This is a genomic window from Ornithinicoccus sp. (genome assembly GCF_057176825.1).
Genome location: NZ_CM169976.1, coordinates 1672518 through 1689907, shown reverse-complemented (window position 1 = coordinate 1689907; position 17390 = coordinate 1672518). Strand labels below are relative to the sequence as shown.

At 71.2% G+C, this 17390-nt stretch carries 18 protein-coding genes and 1 pseudogene; 15 read left to right on the top strand and 4 right to left on the bottom strand.

Translation table 11 applies throughout. From position 1 onward, the window contains the following. Positions 1-216 precede the first annotated feature (216 nt). The 8 genes and pseudogenes from AC1QRC_RS08560 (at position 217) to AC1QRC_RS08525 (ending at position 8398) form a co-directional block, all read left to right on the top strand. Positions 217-582, top strand: coding sequence for a hypothetical protein (locus AC1QRC_RS08560; RefSeq protein WP_484206350.1), 366 nt, complete (start codon positions 217-219; stop codon positions 580-582). A gap of 263 nt (positions 583-845) precedes the next feature. Further along, positions 846-1487, top strand: a pseudogene (locus tag AC1QRC_RS08555) (LacI family DNA-binding transcriptional regulator); the annotation flags it as partial. Between the two features lie 2 nt (positions 1488-1489). Next, complete coding sequence (locus AC1QRC_RS08550) at positions 1490-2044, top strand: substrate-binding domain-containing protein (protein ID WP_484206598.1); 555 nt, start codon at positions 1490-1492, stop codon at positions 2042-2044. Further along, positions 1932-3224: a sugar ABC transporter substrate-binding protein gene (locus AC1QRC_RS08545; protein ID WP_484206349.1), complete on the top strand. Its 1293-nt coding sequence runs from the start codon at positions 1932-1934 to the stop codon at positions 3222-3224. The genes AC1QRC_RS08550 and AC1QRC_RS08545 overlap by 113 nt, the downstream gene beginning before the upstream one ends. Positions 3225-3227: 3 nt before the next feature. After that, complete coding sequence (locus AC1QRC_RS08540; protein WP_484206348.1) at positions 3228-4046, top strand: carbohydrate ABC transporter permease; 819 nt, start codon at positions 3228-3230, stop codon at positions 4044-4046. Between the two features lie 73 nt (positions 4047-4119). Then, positions 4120-4953 carry a carbohydrate ABC transporter permease gene (locus AC1QRC_RS08535; RefSeq protein ID WP_484206347.1) on the top strand — a complete coding sequence of 278 codons (834 nt, stop codon included), beginning with the start codon at positions 4120-4122 and terminating at the stop codon, positions 4951-4953. A gap of 36 nt (positions 4954-4989) precedes the next feature. Further along, positions 4990-6564: a glucoamylase family protein gene (locus AC1QRC_RS08530; RefSeq protein ID WP_484206346.1), complete on the top strand. Its 1575-nt coding sequence runs from the start codon at positions 4990-4992 to the stop codon at positions 6562-6564. Continuing rightward, entirely contained in the window at positions 6557-8398 is a 1842-nt protein-coding gene (locus AC1QRC_RS08525) for a glycoside hydrolase family 3 protein (RefSeq protein WP_484206345.1), read from the top strand. The genes AC1QRC_RS08530 and AC1QRC_RS08525 overlap by 8 nt, the downstream gene beginning before the upstream one ends. A gap of 16 nt (positions 8399-8414) precedes the next feature. On the opposite strand, the gene AC1QRC_RS08520 is transcribed toward AC1QRC_RS08525, so the two are convergent. From AC1QRC_RS08520 to exaC, 4 genes are read right to left on the bottom strand one after another with little or no spacing between them, the layout of a single operon-like run. Then, positions 8415-8720: a hypothetical protein gene (locus AC1QRC_RS08520; protein ID WP_484206344.1), complete on the bottom strand. Its 306-nt coding sequence runs from the start codon at positions 8718-8720 to the stop codon at positions 8415-8417. A gap of 13 nt (positions 8721-8733) precedes the next feature. Beyond that, a complete protein-coding gene (locus AC1QRC_RS08515) occupies positions 8734-10122 on the bottom strand; it encodes a class I SAM-dependent methyltransferase (protein WP_484206343.1) in 1389 nt (462 codons plus the stop codon). Positions 10123-10172: 50 nt separating this feature from the next. Continuing rightward, positions 10173-10568 (bottom strand): DUF779 domain-containing protein, encoded by a 396-nt coding sequence (locus tag AC1QRC_RS08510; RefSeq protein ID WP_484206342.1) that lies wholly within the window; start codon positions 10566-10568, stop codon positions 10173-10175. A 12-nt stretch (positions 10569-10580) separates the two neighbouring features. Continuing rightward, the gene (gene exaC / locus AC1QRC_RS08505; RefSeq protein WP_484206341.1) at positions 10581-12104 is read right to left on the bottom strand and encodes an acetaldehyde dehydrogenase ExaC; all 1524 of its coding nucleotides are present in this window, start codon (positions 12102-12104) and stop codon (positions 10581-10583) included. 124 nt (positions 12105-12228) lie between these two features. Between exaC and AC1QRC_RS08500 the strand changes: the two genes are divergently transcribed. The 7 genes from AC1QRC_RS08500 (at position 12229) to tuf (ending at position 17286) form a co-directional block, all read left to right on the top strand. After that, complete coding sequence (locus AC1QRC_RS08500) at positions 12229-13428, top strand: GAF domain-containing protein (RefSeq protein ID WP_484206340.1); 1200 nt, start codon at positions 12229-12231, stop codon at positions 13426-13428. Between the two features lie 76 nt (positions 13429-13504). Further along, a complete protein-coding gene (locus AC1QRC_RS08495) occupies positions 13505-13744 on the top strand; it encodes a hypothetical protein (RefSeq protein WP_484206339.1) in 240 nt (79 codons plus the stop codon). Positions 13745-14031: 287 nt separating this feature from the next. Then, positions 14032-14571 carry a hypothetical protein gene (locus AC1QRC_RS08490; protein ID WP_484206338.1) on the top strand — a complete coding sequence of 180 codons (540 nt, stop codon included), beginning with the start codon at positions 14032-14034 and terminating at the stop codon, positions 14569-14571. Positions 14572-14611: 40 nt separating this feature from the next. Then, positions 14612-15523, top strand: a complete 912-nt coding sequence (locus AC1QRC_RS08485) for an alpha/beta hydrolase fold domain-containing protein (protein WP_484206337.1) — start codon at positions 14612-14614, stop codon at positions 15521-15523. 34 nt (positions 15524-15557) lie between these two features. Continuing rightward, positions 15558-15770, top strand: coding sequence for a hypothetical protein (locus AC1QRC_RS08480; protein WP_484206336.1), 213 nt, complete (start codon positions 15558-15560; stop codon positions 15768-15770). Between the two features lie 66 nt (positions 15771-15836). After that, positions 15837-15959: a hypothetical protein gene (locus AC1QRC_RS08475; protein ID WP_484206335.1), complete on the top strand. Its 123-nt coding sequence runs from the start codon at positions 15837-15839 to the stop codon at positions 15957-15959. Between the two features lie 139 nt (positions 15960-16098). Beyond that, a complete protein-coding gene (tuf, locus tag AC1QRC_RS08470) occupies positions 16099-17286 on the top strand; it encodes an elongation factor Tu (RefSeq protein WP_484206334.1) in 1188 nt (395 codons plus the stop codon). Positions 17287-17390: the final 104 nt, after the last annotated feature.

The window sequence follows — 17390 nt, the reverse complement described above, 5'->3', positions numbered from 1 at the left end:
TCCCGCTGGTTCGAGTACTCCGCGGTGATCGACTGCGCGGGCAACACTCCGGACGATCCGCAGGCTCGTCCTTGCTGTCTGAGCGCCGCGCAGTACTGCGAAAGCCGGCGCCCCGACAGCGAAGGGCCGCTCTCGCTGCTGTACCGCCGCGAGGCCGACGCAGACGGACCACTCGGCCCGTGGCAGCACTTCAGTCACACCTGCTACACCGACCATGTGCCGCCGCGGTCCGGAGCGGAGGTGGAGCTCACCGAGGCGATGATCATCGAGCAGTTCCACCGCACGGAGTTCGCCCTGCCGACGACGTCGCTCCAGCCGGAGGACAACCGGACCGTGGTGAACCTGCCGGTCTACTTCTCCCTGGAGTGGCCCGAGGAGGGCTATGAGCCGGGCGAGGTGGACACGACGACCATCGTGGGGCGCGAGGTGCGGATCCGCCCGGTCTTCCAGGACGCCACGTACGCCTTCGGGGACGGAACCTCGGAGGGGCCGACGGCCTCGATGGGCGGCGGCTATCGCGGACGGCGACATCACGCACGAGTACTCGACGGCGCCAGGAGGTCGGGCCGAGCATCACGGTGACCTACGGCGGCGAGGTGAGCGTCGACGGTGGATCCTGGTCCACCATCCCCGCCACCGTCGAGATCACCGGACCGACCCAGCCACTCGAGATCTTCACGAGTCGCAACCGCCTGCGCGGCGACTGACCGAAAATTTACCTCCAGCACGAGTACTCCCTGCGGCACCTGCCGTGACGTGCTGCGCGGGGCTCGAGCGCGCCTGCTGAACGGGACGACCGGGGTTGCCAAGCCGCCGACCCGGGACTATCTTCGGGCGCCCAATGTATGCGCTTACATTCCATGAGGAGCGACGACGGCTTGATGATGGCGAGCAAACCCGGAGGCCGGGCGACGGTCTACACCGTCGCCGAGCGCGCCGGCGTCTCCGTGGCCACCGTCAGCCGGGTGCTGCAGGAGCCCGCGGTGGTCCGCGCCGCCACCCGCGAGCGGGTCCTCGACGCGATCCGCGAGCTCAACTACGTGCCGCACGGTGGCGCCCGTTCGCTGGCCTCCAAGAAGCACCACGCCCACGGCCTCGTGCTGCCCGAGCTGCACGGCACCTACTACTCCGAGCTCCTGATGGGCTATGAGTCCGTCGCCTCGGACGCCGGACAGAGCGTCCTCCTGCTCGTCGCCGACGGCCGTCCCGACACCCAGGCACGGATGCTGCGCCTGGCCGGACAGGTCGACGGGATCGTGCTGATGGGCAGCGTCCCGGTCTCCGCGACGACCCTGTCGGCGGTGCGCCGCAAGGTCCCCCTCATCGGGGTGTCCGGGGCGGTGCACGACATCGAGACGTTCACGACCGAGAGCCGGCGCAGCTTCGCGGCACTGACCCGGCACCTGCTGGACGAGCACGGCTACCGCCGACCGGTCTTCGTGGGCGATCCGGACCTGGCCTTCGACGTCCGGGAGCGCTACGAGGCGTTCTGCGCCGAGGCCCCCGACGCGACCGGGCCGGTCCGGGTGGGCTACGAGCTCGACGGACGGGCGCGCGAGTCGCCGAGTCGTTCCTCGCCGGCGAGCTCGAGACCGACGCGCTCGTCTGCGCCAACGACGAGCTGGCCCTCGGGATCATCGACCGGCTCACCCTCGCCGGCCACGACGGCACCCTGCCCGTGGCCGTCACCGGCTTCGACGACGTCTTCTCGGCCGGCCTCGTCAGCCCCCGCCTGACCACCGTCGCGCAGCCCGTGCGCGAGCTCGCCGCCCAGGCCGCCGCCCGGATGCTCGACCTCGTCGCGGGCGCCGACGCCGTCGACGGCGGCTGCCCCCCACCAACTGCCGACCCACCTGGTGATCCGCGAGTCCTGCGGCTGCCCCGCCCCCACCCCGGTCCCCTGACCGGACCCACCCAAGGAGAAACACCCCATGCGACGGACGAAGACGACGATCGCGTTTGCCCTCTGCGCAGCCCTGGCCCTGACCGGTTGCGGCCGGGACGACGAGAGCTCCGGCGACGGCGACGGCGCCCCCGCCGGTGAGGCGGTGAACACCGAGGACGCGTCCGGCGACCTGGAGGTCTGGGCCATGGGTGCGGAGGGCGAGAAACTGCCCGAGCTGGTGCAGGAGTTCACCGAGGCCCACCCCGACATCACGGTGAACGTGACGCCCGTCCCGTGGGACTCCGCGCACGACAAGTTCGTCAACTCGATCACCGCCGGGGAGACCCCGGACGTCGCCATGGTCGGCACCACCTGGATGGGCGAGTTCGCCGGCATGGACGCCCTCGACCCGACGCCCACCTCGATCGACTCCGAGAAGTTCTTCGAGGGCGCGCACGAGACGACCGTCGTCGACGGCACCTCCTACGGGGTGCCCTGGTATGTCGAGACCCGGATGGTCTACTACCGCACCGACATCGCCGAGCAGGCCGGGGTCAGCGAGGTGCCGGCCGACCAGGCCGGCTTCAAGGAGATGGCGGCCGCCATGCAGGACGGGGGCGGCGCCGACTGGGGCGTGGCCCTCCAGCCCGGCGGCCAGGGCTCCTGGCAGACCGTGCTGCCGCTGGCCTGGTCGGCCGGTGCGTCGATCGCCAGCGACGACGGCTACACCTTCGACTCCCCCGAGCTGGCCTCGACCGTCGACTACTTCGGCTCCTTCTTCACCGACGGCATCGCCAACCCCAACCCGCCCGAGGGCCAGACCGAGGCCGACTTCGTCAGCGGCTCGGTCCCGATGTTCATCTCCGGCCCGTGGATGATGGCCATCGTCGAGGACATGGCCGCCGAGGAGGGCGAGGAGAACTTCGCCGACAGCTACGACGTCGCCCCGGTCCCGGTCGCCGAAGGCGGGGAGTCGAGCTCCTTCATCGGCGGGTCCAACCTCGCCGTATTCCAGGGCACCGAGAGCCGCGACGCCGCCTGGACGCTCGTCGACTGGCTCACCCAGCCCGAGACCCAGGTGGCCTGGTACGAGCTGACCACCGACCTTCCGTCGGTCCAGGCCGCCTGGGACGACCCGGCCCTGACCGAGGACGCCAAGCTCGCGGCCTTCGGTGACGCGCTCACCACCGCCCAGGCCCCGCCGTCCTTCCCCAGCTGGGAGGAGGTCGCCACGGCCCTGGACGGCGAACTGGAGAAGGTGGCCAAGGCCGGTTTGTCCGGCGACGAGGCCGTCAAGGCCGCGCAGTCCCAGGCCGAGTCGATCGGCACCGGGCAGTAACCCGTGTCCGCCCCCACCGCAGGGCGGGAGGAACGGGCGGGGTGGCTGCTGACCCTGCCGTTCCTGCTGCTGTTCCTGCTCTTCACCGCCTGGCCGGTGGTCCAGTCGGTGTTCTTCTCCTTCACCGACATCCGCAACCGCGACCTGCGCACGCCGTTCGCCGTGGACTTCGTCGGGCTCGAGCAGTACGCCAAGGCCTTCGCCGACCCCACCTTCCGCCAGGCCGCGCTGAACACGGCGTACTTCGTGGTGATCGGGGTGCCGCTGACGCTGGTCATCGCGCTGACCGCCGCGGTGGTGCTCAACAGCGGGATCAGCCGGCTCCGCTCACTGTTCCGCCTGGGTTTCTACACCCCCGTCGTGACCTCGATCGTCGCCGTCGCGGTCGTGTGGCGCTTCCTGCTGCACCCGGACGCCGGGCTGGTCAACACCGCCCTCGGGTGGGTGGGGATCGACGGCCCGAACTGGCTCGGCTCGACGACGTGGGCGATGCCCTCGCTCATCGTGATGGCCGCGTGGCGCAACTTCGGCACCGCCATGATCATCTTCCTCGCCGGGCTGCAGGGAGTGCCGCAGTCGCTGCACGAGGCCGCCGCGATCGACGGCGCCAACGCCTGGCAGCGGTTCCGCAACGTCACCCTGCCGCTGCTGCGCCCGACCATCCTGTTCGTCTCGGTCACCACGGCGATCGGCTACCTGCAGTTCTTCGAGGAGCCCTTCGTGATGACCTCCGGCGGACCGCTGGACAGCACGCATCTCGGCGTCGATGTACACCTACCAGCAGTTCAGCTTCGGCAACTACGGGTACGCCGCGCGCGCTGAGCTACCTGATCTTCGTCGTCATCGCCATCGTGACCGCCATCCAGTTCCGCTTCCTGGCCGAGAGGGACGACCGATGAACCGCGACGCCGGCTTCCGCAACCGGTGGTGGCTCTACCTGCTGCTCACCGTCGTGCTGCTCCTGGTCATCACCCCGTTCCTGTGGATGGTGCTGGGCAGCGTCAAGACGAACGCCGAGCTGCGCCAGGTGCCCCCGACGTGGCTGCCGGAGAGCGTGACGCTCGGACAACTTCACGGCGACCTGTTCAGCCGGATGAACTTCGGCCGCTACTTCCTCAACTCGACCGTGGTCGCGGTGGCCGTCACCGCGGGCAACCTGCTCTTCTGCTCCGCCGTCGGCTACGCCCTGGCGATGCTGGACTTCCGGGGCAAGCGGACCATCTTCGTGCTGATCATGGCCACCCTGATGATCCCCGGCGTCGTCACCTTCGTCCCGCTGTTCGTCCTGGTGGCCAACATGGGCCTGGTCAACACCCTGCCGGGGCTGATCCTGCCCTTCCTCGTGGCACCCTTCGGGGTCTTCCTGATGCGGCAGTTCATCCTCGGCCTGCCCCGCGACCTCGTGGAGGCGGCCCGGATCGACGGCGCGGGCGAGCTCACGATCTTTGCCCGGGTGATCATGCCGCTGCTCGGGCCGGCGATGGCCACCCTCGGGATCCTGACCTTCCTCGGCAGCTGGAACAACTTCCTGTGGCCGCTGGTGGTCGCGACCGGGGAGCGCAGCTACACCCTGCCGGTGGCCCTGGCCCTGGTCTCCACCGGTCAGAACCAGACCAACTACGGGCTGCTGCTCGCCGGCGCCACCGTCGTGGTGGTGCCGGTCCTCATCGTCTTCCTGATCTTCCAGCGACGCTTCATCCAGGGCATCGCGACCACGGGCCTGAAGTGAGCCCGTCCTGCACGACCCGACCCAAGGAGAGCTGAGATGACCCCCCAGCCGACCCCACGGCATACCCCCACCCTGAGCCGGCGCAGCGCCATCGCCGGCGGCCTCGCCGGCCTGGCGCTCACGGCCTGGCCCGGCGCTGCCGGCTTCGCCACCGCGCCCCCGGGCGCCGGCCGCGGCGGAGCCGGGAGACTGCCGTCCGGCGTCGACCGCGCCACGCTGACCCGGTGGGCGGAGGACACCTGGGCCTCGGTGGTCGCGATGGTGGACCCCGACACCGGGCTGGTCTCGGACAACATCGACGGCGACCTGTCCACCCCGGCCGTCTACACCTCCCCCACCAACCTCGGCGGCTACCTGTGGTCCACGATCGTGGCCCGGGACCTGGGGATCATCAATCCGCGCGAGGCCAACGGCCGGATCCGGCAGTCGCTGCGCACCCTGGACACCCTGGAGCACCACACGGCCAGCGGGATGTACTTCAACTGGTACGACCCACGAGACGGCTCGGTGGTCCTGGAGTGGCCCGAGACCGGCGACCCGGTCGTCCCGTTCGTCTCCAGCATCGACGCCGCCTGGCTGGGCGCGGCGCTGCTCGTGGTGCGCAACGGCGACCCGGCCAACCGCGCACTCGCCGGCCGGATGTTCGACCGGATGCGCTTCGACGTCTTCGCCGACCCCACCTTCGAGCGGCCCTACCTCAACTACGGCGGGTTCTACCTGGAGGAGCCGACCCGGCTGCTCGAGCCGCCGGTCACCGAGCCGCGCGACCTGATCGACGCCGGGGAGCCGGTCTGGTACACCGCCGAGCACCACTACGACACCATCGTCTCGGAGACCCGGATCACCACCTACCTGGCGATCGCCCGGGGGCAGGTCCCGGCCAGCGCCTACTACCAGGCCTGGCGCAGCTTCCCGCCGGACTGGGACTGGCCCGAGATGCCTCCCGTCGGGCAGTGGCGCAGCTACCTCGGCGTCGACGTCTACGAGGGGGCGCACGACTACTACGGGATGCACACCGTGCCCGGGTGGGGCGGCTCGATGTTCGAGGAGCTGATGCCCAACGTGTTCGTCCCCGAGGAGGAGTGGGCGCCGCGGTCATGGGGCACCAACCACCCGCGGCACGTCGCGACCCAGCGGCTGCACGGGATGGAGGAGTACGGGTACTGGGGTTTCTCCCCCGCCAGCGACCCGTTCGGCGGGTATGCCGAGTGGGGCGTGGACGCGCTCGGGCTGCGACCCGACGGGTACTTCTCCGATGTGGAGCAGACCGACTTCCGCTGGGACGAGCCCAAGCCGGACTTCGGGGACGGCGTGGTCACCCCGCACGCGGCCTTCCTGGCGATGATGCACGAGCCGCTCGAGGCGACGCAGAACCTGCAGCGGATCGAGGCGGACTTCGACGCCTACGGACCGGGCGGGTTCTACGACGCCATCGCCACGGTCTCCGGGCAGGTGGCCCGACGTCACCTCTCGCTGGACCAGTCGATGATCATGGGGGCGCTGGGCAACGTGCTGGGCGACGGGCTGCTGCAGCGCTACTTCGTCCGGGGTGAGGTGCGTCAGCGGCTCCGGCCGGTCATCGCCCCCGAGGTCTTCGGGCCGGGTGAGTGACGGCGTGGCGGCCACCTTCCTGACCGGGCCGGACGGCGTCGCCTTCCGGGACCTGAACCGCAACGGGGTGATGGACCCCTTCGAGGACCCCCGCCTCCCGGTCGCCGACCGGGTCGAGGACCTCTTGGCACGGCTGTCCCTCGCCGAGAAGATCGGGCTGATGTTCCACACCGTCATCGAGGCGGGAGCGGACGGCACGGTCGTGGACGGTCCGGGGGCGATCAGCAAGACGGGGACGGCGCACGTGGTGGGCGGCAAGCTGGTCAACCACTTCAACGTGCACGAGCTCGGTGACCCCCGGTTGGCCGCCCGCTGGCACAACGCGGTCCAGGCCATCGCCGAGGAGACGCCCCACGGCATACCGGTCACCATCTCGACCGACCCACGGCACGCGTTCGCCGAGAACGCGGGCGCCAGCTTCGCCGCCGGATCCTTCTCGCAGTGGCCGGAGATGCTGGGGCTGGCGGCACTGCGGGACCCGGAGCTGGTACGCCGGTTCGCCGACATCGTCCGGCAGGAGTACCTCGCCGTCGGCATCCGCGCCGCGCTGCACCCCACGCTGGACCTGGCGACCGAGCCGCGCTGGGCGCGCCAGGCCCAGACCTTCGGCTCCGACCCGGACCTGGTCACCGAGCTGGGGGTGGCCTACCTCGCGGGGCTCCAGGGCCCGGTGCTCGGCCCCGCGAGCGTGGCGTGCACCGCCAAGCACTTCCCCGGCGGCGGCGCGGTCCGCGACGGGGAGGACTCGCACTTCCCCTACGGCACGGATCAGGTCTACCCCAGCGGCAGCCAGGACGCCCACCTGCAACCGTTCCCCGCGGCGATCGGGGCAGGCGTGTCCGGGGTCATGCCCTACTACTCCAAACCGGTCGGGCTGACCCTGGGCGGCCTGGAGATCGAGGAGGTCGGCTTCGGCTTCAGCCCCACCGTCGTGACCGAGCTGCTGCGCGGCCGGCTCGGCTTCGACGGCGTGGTGCTCTCGGACTGGGAGCTGATCAACGACAACCACGTCGGGGACCAGGTGCTGCCGGCGCGGGCGTGGGGGGTCGAGGACCTCGACCCGCACGGCCGGATGGAGCTGCTCCTGCACGCCGGGTGCGACCAGTTCGGCGGCGAGGAGTGCGTCGAGGTGCTCGCCGACCTGGTCGGGCAGGGCCGGGTGACGGAGGCGCGGATCGAGGAGTCCGCCAGGCGGCTGCTCGCGGTCAAGTTCCGCCTGGGGCTGTTCGACGACCCGTATGTCGACGAGGACGCCGCAGCCGCGGTCGTCGGCCAGGAGTCCTCCCGCGCGGCGGGTCGCGAGGCCCAGGCGGCGTCCGTGACCGTGCTGACCGGCGGCGCGCTGCTGCCGCTCCTGGAGCGCAGCACCCGGCGGGTGTATGCCGAGGGGGTGCGTCCCGAGGTGGCCGCCCGACTGGGTGAGGTCGTGGCGCGGCCGGAGGACGCGGACCTGGCCGTGGTGCGGCTGGCGGCACCCTTCGAGCCGCGGGACGAGCTCTTCCTCGAGGCCTGGTTCCACCAGGGGTCGTTGGACTTCCAACCCGGACTGGCCCACCGGCTCGCCCGGGTCGCCGCGTGCTGCCCGCTCGTGGTGGACGTGTTCCTGGACCGCCCGGCCGTCCTCACGCCGCTGCTCGACGTGACCACGACCCTCACCGCCTCCTACGGCACGAGCGACGAGGCCTGGGTCGACGCGCTGACCGGCGTGGTCGCACCGGTCGGGCGGTTGCCCTTCGACATCCCGCGCAGCATGGACGACGTGCGGGCCCACCCCGAGGACAAGCCGGACTTCGACGACCCGCTCTTCCCCCGCGGCTACCGGTTCACCCGGTGACGGTGCCTCTGGCGCCTCAGACCTCGAGGGCGTCCACGCGGTAGTCGGCAGCCGGGTCGACACTGTCGCGGAAGGCCCGGATCTGCTCCCCGGAGGAGGAGTGCTTCTGGTAGAGCCCGGCATCGCTGCCAGGGAGCAGGTCCAGCAGCACCTCGCCCTTCATCGTGACGCTGCACCCCGCGGCACCGGCCGTCCCCGTGGCCTTCCCGTCCCGCAGCGCGTCGCAGGCGCCGAAGAAGATGGTGCTGGCCGGTCCGAGGAGGCCGTTGGACAGGTCGATCGTGCCCTGGGGCCCGGTCACGCTGACGTCGAGGGTCGTCACGGGGGCAGCTGCCTCACCTGAGCCAGCCGAGCCGGCGCACGGCGACCCGCACCGTGCCGCCGGACCTGAGCTGGGCGAACAGCTCGAAGCTGTCGGCGGTGCTCACGTCCCCGTCCTTGACCAGTTTGAAGTAGGCGCCGCCGCGGTGCTGCTGCAGCACGAACGTGGGGCGCTTGGCCCGGGGCGTCTTCGTCCGGTCCCACTTCCACCGGGCCAGGCGGGTCGCGCCCGCATAGAAGTCGCCGTAGAAGGCGAAGACGCCGTCGAGGTCGAAGGGATCGATCTCGATCCGGACCCCCCGCACCTCCTGGCACGGGAACGACATACCGGCGTAGTGGCCCTTGACCCGTGTCGCGTTGGCCAGGCGGTCCACCCCGGGGAGCCGGCCGAGTCGGCCCACGCCCCGGCGCACCACCGGGTCGGTCTCGGCCACGGCCTCCAGGATGACGCCAACCTCGTCCTTCTCCGGGTCGGCCGGCCGGACCGAGTGCGAGGCCAGCCGTCTGTTCCAGCGCGACTCGGCGGCCTCCACGTCGACGTTGTCGACCCGCATCGGCCACTCCTCGGGTGTCTCCAGATCGGAGATGAGGTCCGGCACCGCGGCAGCGGCCAGCGCCGAGCGTCCGGTGCCGGCGGGGTTGCGGGAGCACAGGATGAAGACCCAGGTGTTGGCCAGCGGCTCGACGTGGTGCACCGTCAGCCCCGCCCCCTCCAGCATGTCGCGCACCCGGGGCACCCCGAACATCGCGATGTGACCCCAGACCGACTCGAGGCGGCCGCGCAGCGGGACCGAGACCAACAGGTCGGTCCCGTCGGGCAGCGCGTCCGCCAGCGCCTTCAGGCCCGCCTCGGGATCGGGCACGTGCTCCAGCACCTCGCAACAGACCAGCAGGTCGGTGTCGTGGGCGGCCACCACCTCGCGGGTCAGCTCATAGAGGTCACCCTGCTCGGCGGTCGCCCGGTCGCTGAACCCGTTCGCCTCCAGGACGTGGGTGGCGGCGGTCACGTTGCGCTCGTCGAGCTCGATGCCCTTGTAGGCGCTGATGCCGGCGTCGCGCAGCAGCATCGTCGCCAGGAAGCCGCGGCCGATCCCCACCTCCATCACCCGCTCCCCCGGGCGGACGAAGTCGCAGGTCCGGGCGAATCGGGTCAGGTTGCCCGAGCTTTCGTACATGGAGCGGTGGTACGGGCTGAGCCCCTTGCTCACCGGCAGCGGGGTGTAGGAGGACTTCCCCCGCTCGCGGGCCTGCTCCCACCGGGGTGCCAGCAGTCGGTTCGTCTCGGCCGGGCCGATCCGTTCGACCACCTCGACCAGCTCCCAGCCCTGCCGCACCAGGGCCCGCTCCAGCGGGTCCTGGTGGTCCGTGCCCGTGGAGGGTGCCTCCCCCGTCGTGACGCCCATCTGCTGCTCCTCACCGTCGATGGCGCCAGGCTACCTGCCGACGGTGGCGTTCAGGCCTGTGCCGCGTCGAAGTAGCTGACCTCCTCGTCGGTGAGCAGCCGTGAGCGGATGAGGAAGCGTTTGCCCTCAGGCGCCTCCAGGGAGAACCCGGCTCCCCGGCCGGGGACGGCGTCGATGGTCAGGTGGGTGTGCTTCCAGTACTCGAATTGGGACCGCGACATCCACACCGCGATCGGGGCTTCGATTCCGGGGACCAGGAGGTCACCCAGGTGCACGTCGGCGTCGCCGGTGAGGAACTCCCCGTCGGGGTAGCACATCGGCGAGGAGCCGTCACAGCAACCGCCGGACTGGTGGAACATCACCGGGCCGTGCCGGGCGACGAGGCCGCGGAGCAGATCCGCGGCCTCGTCGGTGACCGCGACCCGGGTGGGGGTCGGTGCACTCACAGATCGCTCCGATCAGAAGAAGCCCAGCTTGTCCGGGCTGTAGGACACCAGCAGGTTCTTGGTCTGCTGGTAGTGGTCGAGCATCATCTTGTGGTTCTCCCGGCCGATGCCGGACTGCTTGTAGCCGCCGAACGCGGCGTGTGCCGGGTAGGCGTGGTAGCAGTTGGTCCAGACGCGCCCGGCCTGGATCCCGCGCCCGACCCGGAAGGCCTGCGAGCCGTCGCGGCTCCAGACGCCCGCGCCGAGACCGTACAGGGTGTCGTTGGCCGTCTTCAGCGCGTCTGCCTCCTCGTCGAACCGGGTCAGCGCCACCACCGGGCCGAAGATCTCCTCCTGGAAGATGCGCATCGAGTTCTCACCCTCGAACACGGTCGGCTGCACGTAGTACCCGCCGGCCAGGTCGCCCTCGAGCTCGTTGCGGCCGCCACCGGTGAGGACCTTGGCGCCCTCCTGCTTGCCGATGTCGATGTAGGACAGGATCTTCTCGAGCTGGTCGTTGCTGGCCTGGGCCCCGATCATCGTGTCGGTGTCCAGCGGGTTGCCGGTCTTGATCGCCTTGACGCGGCCGATCGCGTCGCCGACAAACTGGTCGTAGATGGAGGACTGGACCAGCGCGCGGGACGGACAGGTGCAGACCTCGCCCTGGTTGAGGGCGAACATCGTGAATCCCTCGAGCGCCTTGTCGTAGAACGCGTCCTGCTGGGCCGCGACGTTCTCGAAGAAAATGTTCGGGCTCTTGCCGCCCAACTCCAGGGTGACCGGGATGAGATTCTGGCTGGCGTACTGCATGATCAGGCGACCGGTGGTGGTCTCGCCGGTGAAGGCGACCTTGGCCACCCGCGGGCTGGAGGCAAGCGGTTTGCCGGCCTCGGTGCCGAAGCCGTTGACGATGTTGACCACGCCCGCGGGAAGCAGGTCACCGATCACCTCGAACAGCTTCAGAATCGACCACGGGGTCTGCTCGGCCGGCTTGAGGACAACCGCGTTGCCGGCGGCCAGGGCGGGGGCCAGCTTCCAGACCCCCATCAGGATCGGGAAGTTCCACGGGATGATCTGGCCGACCACGCCCAACGGCTCGTGGAAGTGGTAGGCGACCGTGGTCTCATCAATCTGGGAAATGCCGCCCTCCTGGGCGCGCAGTGCCCCGGCGAAGTACTTGAAGTGGTCCACGGCCAGGGGGAGGTCCGCCGCGAGGGACTCGCGCACCGACTTGCCGTTGTCCCACGACTCGATGACGGCCAGGTCCTCGAGATTCTCCTCGATCCGCTGGGCAATCCTGACTAGGACGTCGGCTCGCTCGGCCGGGGAGGTCGCTCCCCAGGGGCCGGCTGCCTGGTGTGCCGCGTCGAGCGCGGCGTCGATGTCCTCCGCGGTCCCCCGAGCCACCTCGGTGAAGACCTGACCGGTGACTGGCGTGATGTTCTCGAAGTACTCCCCCTTGACCGGTTCGACCCACTCTCCCCCGATGTAGTGGCCGTAGCGGCTCTTGACCTCGATCGAGGAGTCCGCGCTCCCCGGAGGTGCGTACACAGTCATGGTGTGCTCCCAACGTCGCTGGTGGTTCCCCGTGCAGGGGTGCTCCCCACGCTAGGCGGCACAACGTTGCATCTACGTTGCATCACTGTTGCCCTTTGCCGCAGGTGCGCCTTGAATGGGGGACATGCCCCGCACCATGCGGTCCGAGGTGGCCGACTCGTGGCAACGCTCGGCGGCCGCTGGCGTGAGTGTCGACGCCACCGAGCCGACCATCACGCTGCCCCGCGACGACCTCACGGGGTACCGCGAGGCGCATCCGCTGGCGCTGGTCTACCCGCTGCTGGAGGACGTCCTGGGTCAGGCGGCCCGTGCCTCGGACGCCCTGTTGGCCCTGACCGACGACCAGGGCCAGTTGTTGTGGGTCAGCGGGACGCTGGCTACGCTGCGCCGGGCCGAGGCGATCGGCTTCGTCGAGGGCTCCAGCTGGGATGAACGGGTCGCCGGCACGAACGCCCCCGGGACGGCCCTCGTGCTGGACCGCCCCACGATCGTCACGGGCGAGGAGCACTTCCGGCGCTCGGTCCGCCCGTGGCACTGCGCCGCGGCACCCATCCACCACCCCGAGTCGGGGCGGCTGTTGGGCGTCCTCGACATCACCGGCGGCGCCGACGTCGCGGCGCCTCAGTCGTTGGCGATGGTGCGCGCTGCGGCGCGCCTGGCCGAGGCCGAACTGTTGCGCTCGGGCCATCGGTCCGGGCCGGTCCCCGACGCCTCCATGCTGGGGGCGGGGATCACGTTCCGGTTGGAGGCCCTGGGTCGGCGCGAGGCGCTACTGCGGTCGGCGGACCGCACGATGGTGTTGAGCCCGCGGCACAGCGAGGTGCTGGCCATCCTGGCCGGCCGGCCGGGGGGCATGTCGGGTGAGGAGTTGGCGTTGGACCTGTACGCCTCGGACGTCACGCCCTCCACCCTCCGGGCGGAGCTGAACCGGCTACGCGGCCTGGTGGGCGATGAGGTGGTCGCATCACGCCCCTACCGGCTCGTCGGTGACCTCGCGGGTGACTGGCACCTGGTCCGTGCGTTCCTGGCCAGCGGGGACGTCGAGGCAGCGCTGCGGCACTACGCCGGACCGCTGCTCCCGCACTCCCAGGCCCCCGGCGTGGTCGCGCTGCGGGACGACCTCGCGGGCGCCCTGCGCCAGGCGGTCCTGGAGAGCCGGCGGCCCGACCTGCTCGCCGCCTGGACCCGGTCCTCCTGGGGCACCGACGACTACGACCTGTGGGTGGCCCAGGCCCACCTGCTTCCGCCGGCGTCACCGCTGCAACCGATGGTGCGCGCCCAGATCGCTCGGCTGGACCGCGACCTCGGCCTGCCCCGCACCTGACCTGCGCACCGACCGATCCGACCGTTGACGCTCCAGCGACGTTGGGGGGATCCTTGGGCCAACCGAGGGAGGTTGCATGGCGATCCACATCGTGGCCCGCAACGACGACCCGGACGGCTGGCCGATTCGCTACGTCGTCCGGCTGACCTCCGACGTCACCAAGCGAGAGCTCAGCGCCTGGGCAGCAGACCTGAGCTCCTCCGTCTCCGTGAAGATCGAGAGCGCGGCCAAGGGTCTGTCCAGCACCGAGATCAGGGACGTCGTGGCTCCCCACGTGGAGTCCGTCCAGATCCGGATCGCCACCGACGATGCCTAGGAGATCCCGGATCCGCGCCGCAGTCAAGGCTGCCTGGGCGGCATTCCGGGATGGTGACACGGGGCAGGAGCCGTCTCCGGGCGGGGCGACCGGCATGCCGGCCAAGGCCACCGAGAAGCCGTCTGGGTCCGGCACCGGTGCTCCGCCGGTGAGCCCGTTCCAGGCCGCCAACGACCAGTTCCTGAGCTCGATCAAGTGGCTCATCGGCGCCCTCTCTGCCATCGCCGCCCTGCTGCTGGCCGGCACCCAGCTCTCCGACGTCGGCAGGCTCGCGTGGCCGGAAGACAGTGGAGCGACTCATCGCCGCCGGAGCCTCGTTCACCCTCGTGCTCCTCCTCGTGGTCGTGGCGCTGGGCCTGCTCGCGTTCGTGCAGATGCCCGGCCCCGGCAGCGACCTGGCCCGGCTGAGGAAGGTCGTGAAAGACGGCAAGCCCACGAGTCTCCTGCACGCGGTGCGCAACGACTCCTCCTACCACCGCGGCGCCGCGAGTCTCCAGAACCTCCTGCAGTCCGCAGACGACACCGGCAAGGCCTACTACGACGCACGCGACAAGGCCTTCGCGGCGCGGTCCGCGGCCGCGGCGGCGACCGGCCCGGAGAAGAAGTCCCTGACGGAGGCCGCGGAGGCGGCACGTGCGGTCGCCGACATCGCATCCGAGCGCTACGCGGGCTACCGGCAGGGGGTCCGGCTCACCTCGCAGCTGGACGGACACCTGCGCATCGGGCGGCGGGCCACCTGGGTGACCTGGGTGGTGCTGGCCCTCACCCTGGTGTCGGCGCTGGCCCTGGTGGTCTTCATCTGGGCGGCCAACCCGCCAGCCACCTGACTGGCGCCGGCTGCCGCCCGGCGGCTGGCACCCTGGCCTCATGGACATCCGCGACCTGCGCCCGCCCGTCGAGGACGGACCGTTCCCGCCGCCCACGCACTACCCACCCCTGAGCAGCGACGGCGTGCACGGCGCCCGGTCCTGGACGGGCCTGACCTTCGCGTTCGTGCCCGGATACCGCCCGCTCACCCTCGACCTGCACGTCCCGGCCGACGTCACCGGCCCGGTGCCTCTCGTGGTCTGGATCCACGGCGGCGGGTGGACCGAAGGTGACCGGCGCTACGTGCCGCTCCAGTGGGGCCAGCAGACGCTGTTCGACACGCTCGTCGGGGCGGGGCTGGCGGTGGCCACGGTCGACTACCGGTTGCTCGCCGAGGCGCCGTTCCCCGCCTGCGTGCACGACTGCGTCGCCGCGGTCCGCTACCTGCGCCGCTACGCCGGCGACCTGGGTGTGGACGCCGACCGGATCGGGGTGTGGGGCGAGTCCGCCGGAGCACAGCTGGCCGCGATGGTCGCCTTCCTCGGCACCGATCCGTATGCCGACAGCCACCTGCTCGGCGACGTCGGCATCGGCGAGGGCCCCGTGGACACCCGGGCCGCGGTGCTCTTCTACGGGCCGGACCGGCTGGAGGAGTTCGCCGCCGGGGGCGGCGGGGTGCCGTTCCTCGGGTCCGCGGCGTTCCAGGACGACGCCCGTGTGCTGCGGGCGATGGCCCCGGCGGAGCACGTCCACGGCGCCATCCCGCCGACGCTGCTCATGCACGGCGCCCGCGACGGCGTCGTCGGGGTGGAGCACAGCCAGCGGCTGCACACGGCCCTCCGCGTCGCCGGGGTCGACGCCACCCTGGAGGTGGTCGAGGGCGCTGACCACTGCTTCCTCGGCACCCCGATCGGGCCGCACCTGGACCGGGCCGTCAGCTACCTGCGCGAGCACCTCCTGCCCCGGCCGTGAGCAGGGCGCGGCGGCTGCGTGCGAGGGTGGTGCCATGAGCACTCCCGAGCAGCCTCCCGCGCGGCAGCGGTCCAGTGGCATCCAGTGGCGCCAGGGTCTGCTGGGCGGGTTGGCCGTCCTCGCCGGACTGGCCGCCGGCACCCTGGCCTCGGGGATCAACGACTCGATGTGGGTCGTCCTCCCGGTCACCGGGCTGGTCGTGGTCCTGGTGATGCTCGCCGGGCGGCCCTTCCTGCCGCGCCGCTAGCGGGGCGGGAGACGAGGGCGGGAATCCGGTGGCGCCGCGCAGCGTTGCGCCCGTACCGTGATCACCATGTCCGCCGCCACCGGCTTCCAGCACCTGACCGGCACCCGCCGCTCGGGTGCTGAGCGCTGCGCACCTGCGCGCCGGGTCGCCGCGGCGGACCTCTTCCGCCTCGACGGCGCCGAAGTCTGACCCTCCTCCTGTCCCAGCAGGACCCACGGAGGAGGGTCGTTCCCCCTCCCGGGCACCCCCACGGACTCCCCGTGGCGCGCGTTGCCCGTCCCGCGGTCCTGCCGCCCAGAGACAGACAGACACAGGAAGCAGATCACCCATGGCCAAGAGCCAGTTCATGCGGTCCAAGCCGCACCTCAACATCGGCACGATGGGTCACGTCGACCACGGCAAGACGACGCTGACCGCCGCGATCACCAAGGTGCTCGCCGACGCCTCCCCCGAGACCAACGACTTCGTCGCGTTCGAGGGGATCGACCGGGCGCCGGAGGAGGCGCGCCGCGGGATCACCATCAACATCTCGCACGTCGAGTACGAGACCGCCACCCGGCACTACGCCCACGTCGACATGCCGGGCCACGCCGACTACGTGAAGAACATGATCACCGGAGCGGCCCAGGTCGACGCGGCGATCCTGGTCGTCTCCGCACAGGACGGGGCGATGCCGCAGACCCGCGAGCACGTGCTGCTCGCCCAGCGGGTCGGCGTCCCCTATCTCGTCGTGGCGCTCAACAAGGCCGACACGGTGGAGGAGCCCGAGCTACTCGAGCTCGTCGAGCTGGAGGTGCGCGACCTGCTCGAGGAGTACGGCTTCCCGGGATCCGACCTGCCGGTCGTCCCGGTGTCCGCACTCGGCGCCCTGGACGGCGACCCGCGGTGGACCGCCTCGATCGCCGACCTGCTGCGCGCCGTCGACGAGTACGTGCCGCTGCCGGAGCGGGACCTCGGTATGCCGTTCCTCATGCCCGTGGAGAACGCCCTGACCATCACGGGTCGGGGCACCGTGGTCACCGGTGCCGTCGAGCGCGGCACGCTGCGCCTCGGGGAGACCGTCGAGCTCGTCGGGCTCGGGGAGACCGTCACCTCGGTCGCCACGGGCCTGGAGACGTTCGGCAAGACGCTGGAGGAGGTCCGGGCGGGCGACAACGCGGCGGTCCTGCTGCGCGGCGTGGGCCGGGAGCAGGTCCGGCGCGGCCAGGTGCTGGTCGTGCCGGGGTCGGTGCAGCCGCACCGACGGTTCCGCACGACGCTGCGAGCGCTGACCGCCGAGGAGGGCGGTCGGCACACCGCGTTCGCCGACGACTACCGGCCGCAGTTCTACTTCCGGACCACCGACGTGCCCGGGAGCCTGCGGCTGGATGGCGCCGAGCTGGTGCTGCCCGGGGACACGGTCGAGGCGACCGTCGAGTTGGACAAACCGATCGCGCTCGAGGTCGGTCTCGGGTTCGCCGTCCGGGAGGGCGGCCGGACCGTCGCCGCCGGCACCGTGACGGCCCTGGCGGACTGACCAGGGACCCGGAGCCCGGGTCCGCACGGCCTGTCGCCCTGCCCCACCACCCGGGGCAGGGTGACAGGTCCCGCGACACCCTCCTTGCCCTGGGGGAGACTGTC